Genomic DNA, 18,233 nt, shown 5'->3' on the forward strand with positions numbered 1-18,233 from the left:
TCACGCTCCGTTCGCCCCTCCCTCGAGGGTCGAGCGGAGCCTCTGCGTGAGCATGCGAATCACGCCTTCGGCGATCTCTACCTGCTCGTGCAGGATCTCGTAGAACTCCTCGCTCCCGATGCAGAGAGCCGACGTCTCCTCTTCGGCCGTGGCCGACGCGCTCCGCGGCGAGGCGTCGAGGATCGCCATCTCTCCGACGGCCTCCCCCGGTCCGAGCTCGGCGACCCGCTCGCCCTTCCGCGAGACGGAGACCTTTCCCGACACGATGACGTAGAGGCGATCTCCGATCTCTCCTTCGTTCACGATCTTCTGCCCCTTGGCGAAGCTCTCGATGGTCGCCACGCGCGCGAGCGGCGCGAGGTCCTCGCTCTCGACATGACCGAAGAGCGACGTGCTCTTCAGGAAGAAGATCTTCTCGAGCGTCGTGTTCATGCAGTCCTCCGGGCGATCGTCGGGTGTGGCGCGTAGGGCCTCGCGGGCATGCGCGACGACGGTGGGATCCGGGTCGTCGAGGAGCGGCGAGACGAGCTCACGAACGCGCGAAAAGTCAGCAAAAACAACGGCATGGATCGCCGCCTCGCGCACGAGGGGAGACGGGTGCGAAAGGGCCTCGTCCGCGACCTCGGCCACGATCGGGCTCTTCGCGAGCGTGAGCGCGTCGAGCGCGACGGCGACCACGAACGGGTTCGGGTGGCGACACTCTTCGCGGAGGAGCGCGTCGGGCTTCGGCACCTCGGGGACGAGCAGGCTCGCCTTGGCGATCCTCGCCGGGAGGGGAGCGTCGTCGAAGAACGGCATGACGAGCGCGCGTGCGCTCGGCTCGAGCAGGGAGTCGAGGGTCTCGAGCGCGTTGGCGCGACGCCGCGGATCGCCGAGCCTGTCGCGGACGAGGCGGAGCGCTGCCGTGTCGTACCGGAGCGCGAGCATGAGCACGATGCGGCGCTCGGCGCGGCGCGCGCGATGAGCGAGGCTCTCCACGAGCAGGGGCGCCGTGTAGGTGCTGCGGGCCGTCTCCCACGCGAGCAGGGTGCGGAGCTCGGACGCGGCCTCGTGCTCGACGGCTTTGCGCACGAACGAGAGCGGCTCGGGGCGCCTCCCGGTGGCCTCACGCAGCTTCACGAGGGCAGCGAGGATCCGGAGGCGCACGTGGCTGTCGTCGCTCGTGAGGTGCGAGAGGAGGCCGTCGTACGTCGATGGGCTCGCGATCGAGCGCAGGAGCCTCGGGACGTAGAGCTTCGTGTCGCGAGGCACACCGGCGTCGGAGAGGCGAGCGAGGAGCGCAGGCACCGAAGGCTCCCCCACGGCGACGAGCGCCTGGCCTGCGCGCACCCGCACCGTGCGGTCGTCGAGCAGCCCCAAGAGCTTCGGCACGAGACGAAGGTCTCCCACGCCCGCGCTGGCCTTGAGCGCCGCGCGACGAACGCCGTCGTCGGAGTCGTCGAGGAGGCGACGTAGGGGGATGTACGCGTCCTTTCCGATTTCTCCGAGGAGCGCCGCGGCCTCGACCCGCGCGTCGGGCGTGCCTTCGAGCAGCGAGCCCAGGCGGGCCGCTCCGACGAGGCTGCCCTCGACCCCACACGACCGCATGAGCCCCGCGCACGCCGCGACGCGGACGTCGTCGTCGGGATCGTCGAGGAGGGCACGAAGCGGTTCTACGGCCTCGTCCCCGCGCGTACGAGACAGCCTCCTCACGCACGCCGCGCGCACCTCGGCGCTCGAGTCGTGGAGCCGTGCCTCGAGCGCGGCTCCCGGCACCGGCGCGTCGGCCGGCAGAGCTCGGAGCGCCGCGGCGCGGACGCGCGGATCCGCGTGCTCGAGCAGCTTGGAGACCACCTCCGGGTGCGCCGCGCGTGGATCGCCGCCGAGGTGCTCGAGCGCGAGGAGCACGAGGCGGGCGTCGGGGCTCTCGAGCATTCCGGCGAGCGCCGCGCGACCGGCCGAGTCGAGGTACGGCTCTTCCTCGATCGCCATGGGACCGAGCGCGCTCAGGGTGTGGGCGAGCGTTCGTTGATAGAGCCTGCGCACGACGGGCACGAGGCCGAGCCAGACGACGACGAGCGCGGAAGTGACGATGGAGAGCTCTCGAACGGCGAGCCGCGACGAGAGCCCGACGAGCAAGAGCCCACCGGCACCGTACGCGAGCGGCTTGACGGCGACGTCGAGGAGGGCGCGGGTGCGCGCCTTGACGCGCGCCGGGAACGGGACGTAGAGGGCCTGAAGGCTCGTCTCGTGGATCGTGTACTGAAGCCCGTTGTCGGCGAACTTCATGACGGTCGCCACCGGGAGGGCCGGCACGCCGACGAGCGTCGCGCTCGCCGCGCCGAACACCACGGGCATGAGCGCCATCCCGTACCCGACCCCGAAGCGCCCCAAAATGCGAGGGGTCAAGAAGACCTGGAAGAGGAACGATACGATGCCCGTGGCGGCGTAGAAGAGGGAGAAGAACTGCGCGAGCGCGTCCTCACGGTAGGTCGCGCGAGCGATCGCCTTGAACTGGTAGTCGCCGACCGTGAGCGTCATGAACGTGAGGAGCACGAGAGCTGCGAGCGCACGAACGTAGGGGCTCCCGAAGACCTTCGGCGCGGGCCCCCTCGTCGCCGAAGGGGCCGAGACGCGAGGCTCCTGCCGGAGGGCCCTCGCGAGGCCTGCCACGGCGATCATCATCGCCACGAGCACGAAGAGGAGCTGCGGGGTCCCGAGCCGCCGCACGATGGCCCCCGTCGACGTCCCCACGACGACGACGCCGAGCACGCGCGCCGAGCCGATGATCGGAAAGAGCCGTTTGGCCGCGCGGGCGTCGTGCAGATCGTTCGCCAGCGTCCAGAACTGGACGATGAGGAGGTTCGCCACCACCTCGGACCACACGTAGAACACCGGATAGATCCACGCGATACCGAGGCGCACGAGCCCCCACGTGAGGAGATAGGTCGCCCCGCCGAGCGCCACGGTCCCCGCCGTCCCGACGTGCCGCGGCAGCTTGTCGGCGAAGCGCCCGTAGGCGACGGCGACGATCGCGGAAACGACACCGTAGAGCACGAACATCCACGGGAGCGCCGAGAGCGAATAGCGGCTCAGAAAGAGCGTGTCGCGCACGGTACGGCCCAGGATGAACACGGCCGACGCGAGGAACAGGTAGAGGAAGAGCAGCGCGCTTCGGCGGCGCTCCCCCACCTTCATCCCTAGGGCGCGCGCCAACCCCTCGGCGACCTCGGACGTTCGGCTGGAGGCAACCTCGGGCATGAGGTGCGAAGAACGCACAGGTCACGCCAACCGCATTTTGCCCGAGGATTGTCCCTCCTGGGCGCAAGGGTGTCGCCCCGGCGAACGGATTGCGGGGCCGCTCCGTGCGGGGCTCTCGCGCGCCACACGACGGACGGCCCCGCGCTCGATCTCACGGGATGCGGACGAGGCTGACCTTCTTGCCGCTCGTGCCCTCGTCGAGCTCGAGGCGATCACCCGCCTCGGTGATACGGGTAAAGTACATGTTCGTCCCACCTCCGTCGGACAGGTTGATCTGGTAGCTGCCGGGGCCGTTCATGCTCGTAGCGTCGATGATGGTCACGCGCCGCTCGTAGTCCCAGCTCGGCTTGCGCTCGAGCCCGCTCGCGCCCTGCACGAGGAAGTAGGCCATCCGCTGCGCGACCTCGATGCCCTTCGTGTCGGCGGGCGACGAGATGCCCCCGGTGCACACCTGCCAACGCCCCGCGATGCGGGCCTCGACGTCGGCGATGGAGGTGTACGCGTGGAGCGGCCCCATCGGCGTCGCGCACGTCGACGCGACCCTGCGTGTCACGCGCACGTAGCGACCGCGGTTGCCCGAGGTCCCCTCGTTGAGCTCGAGGAAACGCCCATCCTTCGACGTGCGCGACGCGTACATGTTCGTGCCGCCGTTCGCGGTCAAGTTGATCTGGAAGTGCCCGGGACCATTCATCATCTGGGTGTCGAGGATCTCGACGCTCCGCTCGTAGTCGCCGCCCGCCCCCTTCTGGAGCTGGGAGCCCGTGACGGACGGGCCGGCCGCTGCGCGCCCCTGGACGAGGAAGTGCGCCCGCCCCTTCGCGAACGCGATGCCCTTCGTGTCGGCGGGGCTGTTCACGCGGCCCGAGCAGAGCGCCCACACGCCCTCGACCTTCGCCTCGACGTCGGCGATCGACGTGTACGTGTTCGACTCGCCGCTCGGCTCGGCGCAGTCGGGCATTTCCCACGGGCCGTCGTCGATGGTGGGGTTCGTGCCTCCGGGCCCCGGTACGCCGGGGTTGGGCCCGGGACCTGCGTCGTCTCCGGTCACCGGCTTCTCGATCTCGCCGATGGGGACGACCTGCCCCGAGCACCCGATGGAGCCGACGGCGAGACCGAGACCGAGCACACACGCAAAGGAAAGAAAGCGGATCTGCATGACGTTCACCTCTGCTCGTACAATCGCGGAGCTCGACGAAACGATCACGGAATCGACCCGGTCCCTTCGTTTTTTCGATCTCCCAGGAGAGCCTTCCGTGCACGCGGAGGGAGCGGCGCTCCGGGGTGCGCGACGGTGAAATGGCGCGCGGCCGCGCGTGCCTCGGCCTCTCGACCTTGGGCGGCGAGGGCCTCGATGCGGAGAGCGTCGCGCTCGACGGCGAGGATCCCCGAGGGGAAGCGAGACGCGTGAACCTCGAGCCGGGAGAGGGCGCGCGCGACGTCCCCCTGCGGAGCTCGGCGCGCGCGGCGTCGACGAGCTCCATCTCGTCGCCGAGGGACGAGCGAGGAGGAGGCGCAGCGGGGCGCGTGTCGTTCGCGGGTGCGACCGTGGCCTCGGCCGGAACGTCCTTCACGGACGTGGAGCGCCTCGGCGGGGCGCCCGCGCCGTTCGCGTGCGTGGGCGCAGCGACGTTCGACGGGGGAGGCCGAGGAGCATCGACGCTCGGGGGCTCTACGGGGGGGGCAGGCGTCGCGGCGAGCGCGTGCGCCTTCGCGAGGATCTGGCGCACGGCCCCGCCCGCGACGGCGAAGGTCGCGCGGCCACCGTCGAGCGTCGCCATGGGGGATTCTCGCGAGCCTTCGTCGCGCGAGCGATCGACGACGAGCGCCGAAGCGGAGGCCACCACGGCGATCGCGACGAGCGGCTTCAGCGCGAGGAGGCGCGCCCCCGCGAAGAGCCCGGTGAACGTCGCGCCAAGGCCAACCTTGGCCCCGACCTTCGTAGCCGCGACCTTGGTCGCGACGACCTTCGTGACCGCGGCACCTCCGGCGAGGGACGCCGCAACGAGCACCCGCGCGCGGAGATCGCCGCGAGGCCTCTCGGACCGCGCCGCCGCGAGCAAGTCGAGGTCGTCCCTCTCGTAGTCGCCCGAGCTCATGCGGGCCTCCCTTCGCGACGCAGGCGCGCCGTAGCCTTCTTGAACTCTTCCCGCGCGCGGCGCAGGCGTGAGGCGACCGTGCCGCTCGGGACGCCGATCATGACCGCGATCTCGGCCATCGTGAGCTCCTCGATCTCGTGGAGGACGAAGACCTCGCGCACGTCGTCCTCCAGGGACGCGAGCGCGCAGTCGAGCATCCTCCGCGCACGTTCGGCGTCGAGCCTCGCGTCGGGCAGCTCCGTCGTGGCGACCTCGGGCTCCCGATCGAGCGCCGTGAGCCTGCCGCTCCGTGTGCGCTCGCGCCGGACGAGGTGGATGGCGGTGGAGAGGAGGTACGCGCGCTCCTTCCCGATCTCGATCACGTCGACACGCGAGGCGGCGATGCAGAACGCCTCTTGGGCGACGTCGTCCGCGGCGCCCTCCGAGAAGCCCATCCGGCGGACGTAGCGCCACACGAGCTCGAGCACGCCGGCCAGCACCTCGAGGCGCTCCGAGCGCGGGACCTCTCGCGCCATGGGCACGGGGCCCGGCAGAGAACGTTCGATCGGGCTCTCGGTGGCGGGGGTCACGGGGGCGCTCCCGAGGAAGATCGTCGGCGTGAGCGTTTTGATCATGGAATCGTCACTCCGAGGGCGAGAGACACGGCGAACCCCACGGCGGGCGGGCGGTAGGTCGTGCCTCCACCGACGATGACGAAGTCGTCACGGAGGCCCACGACGAGGCCCTCGACGCCCCCCGAGGCGAAGAATCGACGCGAAAAATCATAATGAGATCGGACACCTAGAGCGCCGACGAGCGAAGGACGGGAGCGTCGCTCCACCCGCGTCGCGCCGACACCCGAGGCGCCGAGCGCGCCGACCTCGAGCGCGAGGAAGGGCGACACGCTCCACCCACCGGCACGCACGCTCACGGGCGCGGCAGCGACGCGCCCGGCCAGGTAGGAGAACTCGCCCGAGGCGCCACCCCCCACGATCGTCTTGGGGACGCCCACGACGAACGAAGTCTCGACCCACGGGACCACGTTCGAGGGCCGTACGAGCCCCATCGTGAGGGAGAACGTCGCCTGGCCTTCGACGAGCGAGCGAGCTCCGGCTCCGACCGCTGCCGTGAGGGCGGCCGAAGGGGCCTCGGGGTGCGCGACCGGCGAAGGACGCGCCGGGACGCGCTTCGGTGCGCTCGAAACGACAGGCGCGACTGGGGCGGGAGGCGCGGGCTCCGGCTCGCCCCCATGCCCTACGGCGACGAGGACCGCGACGGCGCGCCGCGCTTCTTCGCACGAGTCGGCCCGCAAGGTGCGCGAGGGGATCGCGCGGTCTTCGTCGGTCCCCTCGACCCGGACTTCGATCGTGTCTCCCTCCGAGACGACGACGGCGCGGTACGACACACGGGGGGGCGCGCCTGCCCCCGTGGGAACGAGGGTGACGCCTCGGGCCGTCGCCTCGGCCGTGACGCCCTCGACCGTGAGGCACGGCGCTCCGACCACCTCGAGGCCGACCGGCTCACCGGCAGACGCGACGCGTGCCACTCCGAGCCACATGGCGACGACCGCGACTTGCGACGCCACCTTCGGCGACGACAGGAGAGCTCGCAGCGAGGGAAGAACCAGGGCCACGCCTCGCCCTAAGCACGGACCGTTCCGTCACGAGGTCCGGGGGAGGGCGTGAACGAGCTTTGACACCGGAGCGCCATCGCGCGGGAAACAGCCACTTTGGCGGCGGCACACCCCTTGCTGATGGGTCATCAAGTGATTCAACCAGTGAACCATAAGCCGCCGATGGAGATTCCCATGACCCGTTCTGTTTTCGTGCTCGTCGCCCTTGGCCTCACCGGATGTTGGATCGGTGGAGGGGGGAGCTACGACCGCTACGATGGCTACGACGGCTACGATCCGTCGCGCTCCACGGGCACCCCGACGACGGGGACGTCCACCCCTCCGAGAGACACCTGCGTCGACCCGAACGGCTTCGGGGGCCACGGCTGCTACCGCTGCAAGCCCACGACGATGGCCCAGCTCCTCGCCGCGTGCACCGACGCGAAGTACGAGACCTTCGACAACGAGGCGAGGATCCCCGGGTACACCGAGGGAGATCCCCTCCCCGAGATCGCGGACCAGGGCCCCGAGCTCCCGGCGTTCGACCCCGGGCCCAGCGAGACCCCGGACACGACCGTGCTGCCCACGTGCTCGCTTACCTCTCTCCGCACGCCGGTCCTCGTCTATGGGGCGACCGGCTTCCCGATGGAGCCCTTGGCGAAGGCCATGGGCACGGCGGCGACGATCGTGTTCCGCGAGGCTGGCTCGTGCGAGGGCGTGGCGAGCGTCGTGCTGAAGAAGCGCGTCGACGGTCCCGTGACCGTGTACTCCCCGAACGGCGACAAGTCGCGCTGCGTGCTCTCCGAGCCCCAGCCGGCCGACCTCGCCCTCTCGGCGCTCTTCGCGAGCTCGTGCGGCGGGCAGGCCGACCTCGCGGGCACCGTCACCCTCCCGACCGACATCGACGATCTCATCGGGCCCGTGAGCCCGGTCATGTTCGCGACCCCGGCCACCTCCAAGGAGCGCGCCATCAGCGCCGATGCCGCGTACCGCGTGTTCGGTATGGCGAGCTCCGGCGTCACGCCGTGGAACGACGAGAGCTCGGTGTTCCGCCGACGCGCGAGCTCGGGCAACCAGCAGACCGTGGCGCGGACGCTCGGTCTCCCCGCGGACAAGCTGCGCGGGCGCGACTCGAACGGGTCGTCGGCGATGCTGCCTGCGCTGCTCTCGACGAAGGATCCTTCGAAGACCATCGGAATCAGCTCGTCGGAGATCGTGGACACGAACCCCGACGCGCTGAAGGCCCTCGCCTACCGACACCTCGCGCAGCCCGTCGCGTTCTACCCGGACTCGGTTCGAGGCTCGCTCGACCGGCGAAACGTGCGCGATGGCCACTACGTGATGTGGAACGCCCTCCACGTCCTCGTGCGCACGCAGGGTGGCGAGCCCATCGCCGCCCCGAACGACGTGCGAGATCCGTCAGGCACCGCGAAGGCCGAGCTCGACGCGGCCGTGAAGCGCCTCGCGTACGTGATGGTGAGCCGTCAAGAGGCCCCCGTGCGCGGCGTCGACCTCTTCGGCGCGATGAAGCGCGTCGGCAACGTGCCCGCGTGCGCGATGAAGGTGCGGCGCTCGAGCGACGGCGCGAACATCACGCCCCACACCCCCGAGCTGTCGTGCGGGTGCGCGTTCGAGGCCGCCGCGCCGACCACGACCCGCTCGGAGTGCACGCCGTGCCGCGACTCGAGCCAGTGCACGGGCGCCAAGTCGACGTGCAGCTTCGGCTACTGCGAGTGACGTGAGGCCATAGGGCTGAGCTCGACGCGGAGATTCGCGGCCCCGCGCTCGTGACCTTGCTACCTTTGCGGGCGTGCGAAGCCACCCTCGTCGAGGTCTCCACGGCATGCTCCTCGGCGCGACCTTCGTGGCCTGCGGTCAGGCGGGCCACGGGACGGTCGCGCCGCCGCGCCCTTCCGCGAGCGATCACGACGCCCCCTCGGCCCGCGTGATCGTGCTGCCCACGACGCACCTCTTCGACGACGGCTCTACGAACAAAGCCTGGGTCTCCGCGTTCGAAGCGCACCCGAGCGGCGCACGTGTGTACATGGGGGTGGAGGTGAGCGGCGCGAGGCGCGCGCGGGCGCTCGGAGTGCTCACGCGGAAGGGCAACGAGCTCTCACCGACTCCGCACTACGTCGCCCTCTCCGACGTCGAGCTCTCGCCGGACGCCTCCGTGGTCGTGACCGACCTGCGGGCCACGGATCGTCGGCTCTACGTGCTCTGGAACGATCGGGCGGAGGGCCGCCTCACGACGTTCGACCTCGCCGCCGACGGCGCGGTGCTCGAGGGCTCGAGGCGCGTCGTGCCCCTTGGCGCCCCGTCGAGCGGCCGCCTCGCCCTGACGCCGAGGGTGCTCTACGCGACGACGGCGGTCACTCCGACGGTGCTCGCGTTCCCCCTCGACGAGAGCGGTCACCCGGGCCCGTCCCCGGCATCCCTCGAGACGGGGTCCGGCAACGCCCTCGCGGTCCACGCCGCAGACGGCAAGCTCTTCGTCGGGGCAGGCGGCGCGACGCTCGTCACGCTCGAGCTCGACGGGACGAAGGTCGCCTCCACGACGGTCACGAAGCACCGCCCCGCCTGCGCCGAGAACGTCCCCCTCCCCGCGGCCGAGTGCGCAGCGCAGCCCCTCGCGTTCGTCGGGCACGGCGCGTCCCTCTTTCGCACGTATCCCGGGCCGCTCGGGGCGCGCGGGCGGGTCCCCCTCGAGCGGCTCGGCGGCGCCGCACCCTCCACGGCGACGTATGGGCTCGCGCTCGACCCGGGCGACGCGATCCTGTGGACGGCCGAGCCACGCACGGCGAGGACACGCGACGGCAAAGACGTGGTCGTAGGTACGACGATCGTCGCCCGTGACGCGGTCACCCTCGCGACGAAGGACGTGCCCGGAGCGCGCGTCTCCACGGTGCCGAGCGGCCACGTCGTGGGCGCCATGGCCGTGGCGCGAGACACGAAGACGCTCTTCGCGCTCGCCGAGTTGCCGATCGACGGCGAGGACTCCCGCGTCGGTGGCGAGGTGCCCGAGAGCGTCGTCGCGCGCTTCACGCTCACGGAGCTCGTCGGGCGAGACGCTCTCCCCGCCCTTCCTTTCGACGCCACCCTCGCCGACCTCGGCCCGAGCCCTGCGAAGCCCCTCTCCGTCCGCTTCGAGGCGATCGGCAAGACGACACCTTGGATCTCGCTCGACGGCTTCCTCACGGGCGTCGGCGCGAAGAGCACCCACGCGCTCGCCCTCCACCTCGCAGGCGGTCCGGAGCCTTCGGGCGACAACACCCTCGTCGCGAAGTCGCTCACCGACGCGCCGAGGTTCTCCGCGCGGCTCGAGCTCGCGACACGCGACGCGAGCGGCCGGATCACCCCCGCAAAGACCGAGCAAGACGGCCCCATCTACGGAAGATCACTTACGTTTTTCGCCCCCGGAGCGAACGTTCGAAGCTTCGATCGCGAAGCCTTCAAGACGTTGACCTCGCTCTCTTCCGAGTGGGCGAACGACGCCGAGGCCGTGAAGGTGAGGCGAGCGCCCCGCGCCATCCACCTCGGCTGCTACGCGCTGCTCGCGCACGGGGCCACCGCGTTCGTCGAGAACGTCGCGCGCGCGACCTCGGCCCTCGGGTGCAACGAGATCACGAGCGACTACGCCCAGCTCCTCCCACGGCCTTGGGTCGACGAGCGCTTCCGCGCGTACGGCATGCCCTTCGTCGGAGCCAAATCGATAAGCCGCTTCGACGCATCGGAGACGTTCTCGGCCAAAGGTCCCGCCCTCGACACGAGCTTCGCGCGGTCGCTCGTCGCGTCGGAGGAGCCCGGCTCCCTCTTCCATCGCCAAGGCGCCAAGGCGACGCAGCTCCGCACCGTGCTGCTCGACGACGAGCCGAGCTGGCCTCTCGGCCCGCGCGCCGCGGTGTACGAGGCCGTCGCGCGCGACGCGACCGCCAAGGCGAGGCTCCGGACGTGGGTCGCGCGCGCGAACGAGGCTCGGGAGGAGACCGGGTTCGCGGTCGGCGCCGAGGCGAGGCTCGCGACGGCCCAAGATCCACGCGGCACCGTCGACGCAAAACGCCGGTACCTCGCGACGGTCCGCTACCTGAGCGAGACGGTGGCGAGCCGCGCGCTCGACACGAACGACACCCTCGCGGCCACGGTCGCGGCCCTACCCGAGTGCAAGGCCGACGGCGCGTGCGACTACGTCGCGGGTATCAACTGGAACAACGGGACCGCGCACCGCACGAGCATGCTCGCGTACGAGTCGTACGGGACCGTCGGAAGCTACGATTGGTTCGCGACGATGCGCGCGCAGGCCGAGCGACCGGGGAGAGCGCTCGGGACGGCCTCGCCGCGGCCCTTCGTCCCTTGGATCGACACCAAATACACCGACACCATGGCGCGCCTCGCGACCTTCCGCGCCGACGTGGCGCGCTCGGCCGCCGAGCTCCCTCACGTCCTTCCGGGGAAGCCCCCGTCGCCCTTCACACGCTTCGGCGTGTACGTCACCGTGGGCGTCGGAGTGCCGATGCGCGACGGCCTCGCGTACAAGGTGCTCGCCGCCGTGTCACGCGGCGCTCGGCACGTGGAGTACTGGGCGTTCGGGCCGAGCTGGCTCCTCCCCGACGACGGCTTCTCCGAGGCACGTGCATTCTACAAGGAAGTCGCGCGCGCCAGCGAGAAGGTCGCGTTCGCCGACACGCTGCTCGCCACGGGCACCCGCCCCCGAGGCCGCGTGGCGATCCAGGCCGAAGGCGTGTCGAGCCTATGGTCGAAGGGAGAGGCGGCGCACCTCTACGAGCCTGCGTTTTTGCACGGCGCCCTCACCGACGCCGGATATGCCGTCGAGATGGTCGACGACGAGAGCCTGGCGCGCGGGGTCGCCAAGGCGGCGTTCGACGTCGTGTTCCTCACGCAGGCGCACACGACCACCCGCGCGAGGCGCGCCATCGCCGACTGGGTCACGCGCGACGGGGGAACGCTCGTGGCCCTGCCCGGCGCCGGCTCGCGGGACGAGGTCGACAGGCCCGTGACCGACCTCGATGCGATCCTCGGCGTGACGAAGCGCGCGGACGGTCAAGGCCGCTTGCCCCCGGTGGTCCCCGGAACCACGGGCTACACCCTCGCGGGCTCGCTCATGGCCGCGCCCTCTCGCTCGATCCCCGAGGAGGCGGTTTTTCAGCCTCCGTGCGAGCGCGCGGGCTGCCGCTTGGGCGAGCTCGTCGTGAACGACGCCGAGGTCGTCGCGCGCCTCGGCACCTCGGCGGGCATCACGCGCAAAGCGCACCCTTCGGGCGGCGTAGCCTACGCGTACGCCTTTTTCCCCGGGCTCCAGCACTGGCTCGCCCTCGAGGGGCGCAGCGTCGCCGCCTTGCCCGAGGTAACCTCGCCCGCCCCCCGCGTGTGGGCGAGCCTCCCCGCGCAGGACGCCGAGCGACGCAAGCCGAGCGACGCGTTTCGCCACGCACGAACGAGCGTGCCCGGGGTCGAGGCCGCCGTCGTTCGCTCGGCCAAGGGCGTCGCGATCGTGCTCTTCAACTGGACGGGCCGCCCGCTCCCGCAGGGCTCCATCGACGTCACCCTGTTCGGGCGCGACACCTTCGCGCTCGGCTTCCACGGTGACCTCATCCCCCTCACGCCGCGGCGCACGGCCGAGGGCACCACCGTGACCGTGCCGCTCGAGACGGTCGACGTCGTGCGCCTCTGCCACGGGACCCAGGACCCCGAGTGCCGCTGAGCGCTTCGCGCCCGCCTCGGATAACCATCGAAAATCAAAGACAAAAGAAGAGAGCGGCCCACCCGGAGGAGGAGCCGCTCGCCTCACGAGCCAGGGAGCTCAGGCCGACGCGTGCGCCGAGCCTTTGCCCTTCTTGGCGGAGCCGTTCGTCTTCGGCTTGGGGGCCTTCGGGAGGAGGTCGTCGGCCATCTTGGCGGCGCGCGCGGTGCTCTCCCAGGGGAACTCCTTGCGGCCGAAGTGACCGTAGCCGGCCGTCGGGAGGTAGATCGGGCGGAGGAGCTTGAGCTCGTCGATGAGCGCCTTCGGGCGCATGTCGAACTTCTCGAGGATGTACTTCTCGAGCTTCTCGTCCTCGACCTTGCCGGTGCCGAACGTGTTCACGTGGACGCCGACGGGCTTCGCGACACCGATCGCGTACGCGATCTGGACCTCGCACTTGTCGGCGAGGCCCGCCGCGACGACGTTCTTCGCGACGTAGCGCGCGTAGTAGCAGGCCGAGCGGTCGACCTTCGACGGGTCTTTGCCCGAGAAGGCGCCGCCGCCGTGGCGACCCATGCCGCCGTACGTGTCGACGATGATCTTACGGCCCGTGAGGCCGCAGTCGCCCATGGGGCCGCCGACGACGAAGCGACCCGTGGGGTTCACGTGGTACTTGGTCTTGTTGTCGAGGAGCTTCGCCGGGAGCGTCTTCTTGATGACGAGCTCCATGACGGCCTCTTTGAGGGCCTTGTGCTTGACGCTCTCCGAGTGCTGCGTCGAGACGACGACCGCGTCGATGCGGACCGGCTTGCCGTTCTCGTACTCGAGCGTGACCTGGGTCTTGCCGTCGGGGCGGAGGAAGTCGACCTTCTTCGACTTGCGGACCTGGGTGAGCGTGCGGGCGAGCTGGTGCGCGTACGCGATCGGCGCGGGCATGAGCTCGGGCGTCTCGTTGACGGCGAAGCCGAACATGAGGCCCTGGTCGCCGGCGCCCTGCTCCTTGTGCATGCCCTCGCCCTCGCTGACACCCTGCGAGATGTCGGGGCTCTGCTGCTCGACGGCCGTCAGGATCGCGCAGGTGTGCGCGTCGAAGCCCATCTCCGAGCTCACGTAGCCGATGTCGGCGACGGTCTTGCGGACGAGCGTCGGGTAGTCGATGCGCGCCGTCGTCGTGATCTCACCGGCGAGGACCACCATGCCCGTCTTGGCGAGCGTCTCGCACGCGACGCGAGCCTTCGGGTCTTGCGTGAGGATCGCGTCGAGGACGGCGTCCGAGACGTGATCGCAAAGCTTGTCCGGGTGCCCCTCGGTGACCGACTCGGAGGTGAACTGATAACGTGTCATGGGTTCTCCTGGCTCGGCTCGTTCCGCCCAGCGCGGGGAGCCTTGTTGGCGCGCTTCGTTGCGCCCCATTCGTCAAGGCCACCGAGATAGCGCCGAAAGCGCACCGCGCAAAGGCGAAAAAGGCACCGAGATCGACGATGACCGAGCCGACACCCGCGGCCTCGGCCTCGCTCTCCCCCTCGCGGAGCGGGAGCGCCGTCGCGCGGCGAGGCTCGGATTCGAGCGAGCGCCGGTCCAAGCTCCCTCACGACGGCGGCCCCCCTACACGCCGGCGGGCCGCAGCGTCGCCGGAGAGGGAGCCCTCACCTCACGAATAAACCTCAACAGATACGAGATGTTAAGGCACGAGGCGCGCCACACCCGGGGCACGCACCGTGCGCTCGCCGAGGACGACCTCGTCGCCCGGGCGCGCGGCGATCGCGATGGTGGCCGGAGGCTGGAACGTGAGCGGCGCGAGCGGCCCGCCGGACCTGTCGTAGAACCGGGCAGCGACGCGGGCGAGCCGCTCGTCGCCGAGGGTCTCCCAGACGCGGCGCCAGGTGCACGACTCGCGGAGCGCCGTGACGAAGGCCTCGGCGGTGGCGAACGTGAGCGAGTGACGGATCACCGTGTGGCGCACCATCGACAGCTCGCTCTCCGAGAACATCTTCGCCATCGACTCGCGGCTCGCGAGAACACGGTGGCTGTGGGTGGCGACCTCGGGCTCGAGCTCGAGGAGCAGCTCGCGCATTTGCTCGAACGGGTCGTCGATCTCGGCCGGCCCCCACGCGACCACGCCGACCTTGCCGCCCTTCTTGAGGCCCCGCGCCCACGACCGCAAGGTGAGCTCACGCTCGACGACTTGCCAAAGGCCGAACGCACACACGATGACGTCGTAGGGCCCGTCGGGCACGGCGGCCGCGTCGGCTTGGGCGCACGTCACACGATCCGAGAACCCCGCCTTTTCGACCTGTTCGCGGCAGATCTCGACCATGCGCGCGCTCGCGTCCGTCGCCAACACGCGGCCCTCTCGTCCGACCGCGCGGGCCACGGCGAGCACCTCGTTCCCACCGGGGCCCGAGCTCGTGACGAGCACCCGCGCGCCCTCCGGGATCGAGAGCTCGCGCACCAGATCGAGGTGGTACGGGAGAAATCGAGGGATCCAGGTTTCGAGGTAGCCGTCCGCCGCGCGGTCCCAAGGTGTGCCCATGTCGAGGCGCCGAGCCTAGCAGGCCCTCGAAAGCCGACACCCCAGGTTTTCGTGGAGCCACGCCTCACGCCTCGAGAGGCCATGGGCGCGCGCGCGGATCGTCGGACCTCGTCGTCGGGCCGAAACACTCGGCATGACGGACACTTGCAGGCTACCCGACGGCGACACGAAGCACGACCAAGAGCACCGCGAGGCCCACGCCCACGCCGAGGTAGATGCCGATCGCGGTGGCGTTGGACTTGCCCGTGGACCCGTTGAAGCCGAAGCCGCACGCGTTGCACACGTGGTGGTTCAAGAGCTTGGGACCGAGCAGCCCCCCCCACCACGTGAAGCCCGGCTTGTGCACGTTGGGGCTCTGGCACTGGGGGCACGAAGGGAGACCGTACGGGTTCGGGTACGGGTTCCCCATCGGGGCTTGCGGCGGCGTGTACGGGTTGTGCTGGTGCGACATGGGACCTCCCCTCGAGCAGACGTGGCGGCAAACGAGGCAGCGTCAGTGATGACCGATCGCGCCGGCAAAATACGCCGCGCCGACCGCCGCCGCGATGACGACCGTCACGACGACGCCGATCGCGGCCCCGCCGACTCCACCCTTTTTCGCGGGCGGTTGGGGTGTAGGTGCGGAGCCCGGCGCCGACACGGGCGCGACCTGCGCCGCCATGAGCTGCGCTGGAGGGGGCATGGAGACCGGGCGTGGCCCCTGCTGTCCCATGACCTGGGGCACACCGCGGTTCGACGCGTGCGGCGCGATCTTGGGCTGCGACGGGGCCTCGGGGATGTCGGCGTCCTCGAGGGCCGAGAGGTTGCCGTCGGCGAGGTTCGGCAGAGAGTCGGCGATGGACACGCTCGGCGTACGCGGGATGTCGCCTCCGAGGTTCAGCTCGTTCGCCCAGTTCGTCGGGTCGACGAACGAGCCCCCGTGGATGGGCTGCGCGCCGGGCTGATTTTGAGCCTGCACCGCGGGGTCCTCGTCCTCGCGGAGCGAGGTGAACTCGAAGAGGGCCTCTTCGATGAGCTTGTCGATCTTGGAGCCTTGGGGCGCGCGGATCCGCTCGCGCTCGCGATCGCGGATGGCGAGCGTCACGATCTCGGCGATGTCGAACGTGCCGACCGCCGCGCCGTTCGCGAAGAGAAAGCGCGTGAGATCCTGCCCGAGCTCGCGGGCCGACTGGTAGCGCGCGTGAAGGTCCTTCGCGAGCGCGCGGTTGACGATGCGCTCGAGCTCGCGAGGCACCCGCGGGTTGATCTGCGAGACGCTCGGGATGACCGCGTCTTGGACGCGCTTCACGGTCTGGTAGTCGGTCTCGCCGAGGAAGAGGCGCTGCTGCGTGAGCAGCTCCCACAAGATGATGCCGACGGCGAAGATGTCGGTGCGAAGATCGACCTCTTGGCCCATGGCGGCCTCGGGGGAGAGGTACGAGAACTTGCCCTTGATGATGCCCGGCTCGGATTTTTCGAGCTGAGAGCTCGCCTTCGCGAGGCCGAAGTCCACGATCTTGATCTCGCCGTACTTCGTGACGAGCACGTTCGGCGGGGACATGTCGCGGTGCACGATGTGGAGCGGCTGCCCCGCGTCGTCCTTCATTTCGTGCGCGTACGAGAGACCCTTGCAGATCTCGAGCGCGATGAAGGCCGCGGCGTGCACCGGGAACTCGCGCCCCTGCTTGCGCATCGACTCGGCGATGGCCTTGAGGTTCGCCCCGTCGACGAACTCCATCACGATGAAGTAGGCCCCGTCGCCCGCGCCGATGTCGAACACCTGCACGCAGTTCGAGTGCGAGAGCTGCGCCGAGAGGCGCGCCTCGTCGAGGAACATCGAGATGAACTTCTTCTTCTTGCCGAGCTCCGGGAGGACGCGCTTGATCGCGACCTGCTTCTTGAAGCCCTGGAGCCCCTCGCTCTCCGCCCGGAACACCTCGGCCATGCCGCCCGCTTCGAGCTTCTGGAGGACGCGGTAGCGCTGCTGAGATTCCGACATTCTGGCTCCGGGTAAGGGGGAGAAAATCTCCCGCGTGGCCGATCGCGGCACACACACCCCGACTCGCCGGTCCCACCCGGCACACGAGAGTGCGGTGAGCTCCGAGACGAGAACGACGTTCTCGACCTCGGCTTCGGCGCGCACCTTTTCGGGGCGCTGTCAGGGTGCCACCAGCGGCCGAGCGAGGTCAAGGGTGGGCTACCCTGGACGAAGCGGGCCCCTGACGCGGGTTTTGCGGTTTTTCGGCCGGCGCACCGGCAAAAAGACGCTAGGCTCGAGCTTGCCGGGAGGGCGCAGCCATGAAAAGGCGAGTCATCGGGAAGAAGCTGCTCGTGGCCTCGATCGGAGTCGCGACCATCAGCTACGTGGCTTGCTCCACGAGCACGACGACCACCGACGCGGGCGCCGACGCCGCGGCCGACGGCCCCGTCACCTCGGGGAACCTCATGCCGCCGCCCCCGGTCGACGCCTCCGAGGACGTGAAGCCCGACGTCCCCCCGACCTCCGGAAATCTCATGCCTCCTCCGCCCATCGACGCGGGAGACGACGGCGCGAGCGACGCTGGCACCGATTGACCTCACGGTCCTCGCCCGCGCAGCGGCTCACCTCGCCCGACAGGTCCGAAGCGCACGTTCCCCCACATCGTCGCCGTATCGGCGGGCGCGCATGAAAGGGCGACGACGCGGCCCCGAACGCCGCTAGCATCGGGGAATGAAGCGCACTGTGAAGAGCCGAAAGCTCCTGGTCGCGTCGGTGGGGGTCGCCACGGTCCTCTACGCGTGCGAGAAAAAAGACCCGTACCCGCCGGGCAACCTCATGGCGCCCGTGCCGACGCTCGACGCCGCGCCCGCGCCCTCCGAGACGGCGCCGCCGACCTCGGGGAACCTCATGCCCCCGCCCGAGCCCTCGATCGCCGACCATCCGCCGGGCAACCTCATGCCTCCACCTCCGCCCGAGCCGAGCGACGCGGGGGCGAAGAAGAAGGACGCGGGCGCGACGCGCGACCCCGGCAAACACGACGGTGGCGCCGCCCCGAAGGCCACCGCGCCGCCTCACCCGCCAGGCAACCTGATGCCCCCGCCCGGGCGGCTCTGAGG

The 18,233-nt window shown here is 70.4% G+C and carries 13 protein-coding genes; 5 read left to right on the forward strand and 8 right to left on the reverse strand.

Going from position 1 to position 18,233, the window contains the following annotated elements; translation table 11 throughout:
- A complete protein-coding gene (locus IPK71_28490; protein ID MBK8217683.1) occupies positions 1-3,240 on the reverse strand; it encodes a HEAT repeat domain-containing protein in 3,240 nt (1,079 codons plus the stop codon).
- Positions 3,241-3,391: 151 nt separating this feature from the next.
- Positions 3,392-4,396 carry a hypothetical protein gene (locus IPK71_28495; protein ID MBK8217684.1) on the reverse strand — a complete coding sequence of 335 codons (1,005 nt, stop codon included), beginning with the start codon at positions 4,394-4,396 and terminating at the stop codon, positions 3,392-3,394.
- Positions 4,397-4,521: 125 nt separating this feature from the next.
- Here IPK71_28495 and IPK71_28500 point away from each other — a divergent pair, with 125 nt between their 5' ends.
- Positions 4,522-5,322, forward strand: a complete 801-nt coding sequence (locus IPK71_28500) for a hypothetical protein (GenBank protein MBK8217685.1) — start codon at positions 4,522-4,524, stop codon at positions 5,320-5,322.
- 10 nt (positions 5,323-5,332) lie between these two features.
- Here the strand turns inward: IPK71_28500 and IPK71_28505 are convergent, their stop codons facing one another.
- Positions 5,333-5,950, reverse strand: coding sequence for an RNA polymerase sigma factor (locus IPK71_28505; GenBank protein MBK8217686.1), 618 nt, complete (start codon positions 5,948-5,950; stop codon positions 5,333-5,335).
- On the reverse strand, positions 5,947-6,948 hold the full coding sequence (locus tag IPK71_28510) for a hypothetical protein (protein MBK8217687.1): 1,002 nt from the start codon (positions 6,946-6,948) through the stop codon (positions 5,947-5,949). Before IPK71_28510 ends, IPK71_28505 begins: the two co-directional genes overlap by 4 nt.
- 174 nt (positions 6,949-7,122) lie before the next feature.
- On the opposite strand from IPK71_28510, the gene IPK71_28515 reads away from it, so the two are divergent.
- Both IPK71_28515 and IPK71_28520 read left to right on the forward strand, forming a co-directional pair.
- Complete coding sequence (locus IPK71_28515) at positions 7,123-8,664, forward strand: hypothetical protein (GenBank protein MBK8217688.1); 1,542 nt, start codon at positions 7,123-7,125, stop codon at positions 8,662-8,664.
- A gap of 73 nt (positions 8,665-8,737) precedes the next feature.
- Positions 8,738-12,646, forward strand: coding sequence for a hypothetical protein (locus IPK71_28520; GenBank protein ID MBK8217689.1), 3,909 nt, complete (start codon positions 8,738-8,740; stop codon positions 12,644-12,646).
- A 99-nt stretch (positions 12,647-12,745) separates the two neighbouring features.
- On the opposite strand, the gene IPK71_28525 is transcribed toward IPK71_28520, so the two are convergent.
- The 4 genes from IPK71_28525 to IPK71_28540 all read right to left on the reverse strand — a co-directional run bounded on the left by IPK71_28525 (position 12,746) and on the right by IPK71_28540 (position 17,136).
- Positions 12,746-13,969 (reverse strand): methionine adenosyltransferase, encoded by a 1,224-nt coding sequence (locus IPK71_28525; protein ID MBK8217690.1) that lies wholly within the window; start codon positions 13,967-13,969, stop codon positions 12,746-12,748.
- A gap of 337 nt (positions 13,970-14,306) precedes the next feature.
- Positions 14,307-15,158, reverse strand: coding sequence for a class I SAM-dependent methyltransferase (locus IPK71_28530; GenBank protein ID MBK8217691.1), 852 nt, complete (start codon positions 15,156-15,158; stop codon positions 14,307-14,309).
- Between the two features lie 151 nt (positions 15,159-15,309).
- Positions 15,310-15,609, reverse strand: coding sequence for a hypothetical protein (locus IPK71_28535; GenBank protein ID MBK8217692.1), 300 nt, complete (start codon positions 15,607-15,609; stop codon positions 15,310-15,312).
- A gap of 42 nt (positions 15,610-15,651) precedes the next feature.
- Positions 15,652-17,136 (reverse strand): protein kinase, encoded by a 1,485-nt coding sequence (locus IPK71_28540; protein ID MBK8217693.1) that lies wholly within the window; start codon positions 17,134-17,136, stop codon positions 15,652-15,654.
- A 299-nt stretch (positions 17,137-17,435) separates the two neighbouring features.
- On the opposite strand from IPK71_28540, the gene IPK71_28545 reads away from it, so the two are divergent.
- Both IPK71_28545 and IPK71_28550 read left to right on the forward strand, forming a co-directional pair.
- Positions 17,436-17,711, forward strand: a complete 276-nt coding sequence (locus tag IPK71_28545; GenBank protein ID MBK8217694.1) for a hypothetical protein — start codon at positions 17,436-17,438, stop codon at positions 17,709-17,711.
- 136 nt (positions 17,712-17,847) lie between these two features.
- Positions 17,848-18,231 carry a hypothetical protein gene (locus IPK71_28550; protein MBK8217695.1) on the forward strand — a complete coding sequence of 128 codons (384 nt, stop codon included), beginning with the start codon at positions 17,848-17,850 and terminating at the stop codon, positions 18,229-18,231.
- Positions 18,232-18,233 lie beyond the last annotated feature (2 nt).

The sequence above is a fragment of the Myxococcales bacterium genome (assembly GCA_016712525.1).
Lineage (GTDB): Bacteria > Myxococcota_A > Polyangia > Polyangiales > Polyangiaceae > JAAFHV01.